Source organism: Halococcus hamelinensis 100A6 (assembly GCF_000336675.1).
Lineage (GTDB): Archaea > Halobacteriota > Halobacteria > Halobacteriales > Halococcaceae > Halococcus > Halococcus hamelinensis.
In genome coordinates this window covers 1-366 of record NZ_AOMB01000027.1, presented here as the reverse complement: position 1 = coordinate 366, position 366 = coordinate 1, and the positions used below count along the sequence as shown (strand labels likewise).

General features: G+C 68.0%; 1 protein-coding gene. It reads left to right on the top strand.

The annotated features are described in order from the left end of the window. Positions 1-366 (top strand): ABC transporter substrate-binding protein (locus C447_RS09035; protein ID WP_007693122.1); only part of this gene is annotated, 366 nt, incomplete at both ends.

Genomic DNA, 366 nt, shown 5'->3' with positions numbered 1-366 from the left:
GATATGCCCGCACTGGTGACGATCGCCCAGACCGAGACCCCTGCGAGCCTCGTCGGGCTCGCCAACTGGTCGCACGGCCAGCAGTGTAACCTCCTGATCGTCCCGCAGGACTCGCCGATCGAGCAGACGGCCGACATCGCGGGCAAGTCCGTCGGCGTCACGACCGGGTCGTGTACCCACCGGTACCTCCTCCAGGTGCTCGACGCCGAGGGGATCGACGTCCAGATAGAGGACACCAGCATCTCCACGATCCTCGCGAACCTCCGGGAGGGACGGATCGCGGCGGGGCTGGGCTGGGAGCCCTCGGTCGCGAAGTCGGTCTTCCAGGACGACCTCACCCGGTACGTCTCGACCGGCGCGGAGTAC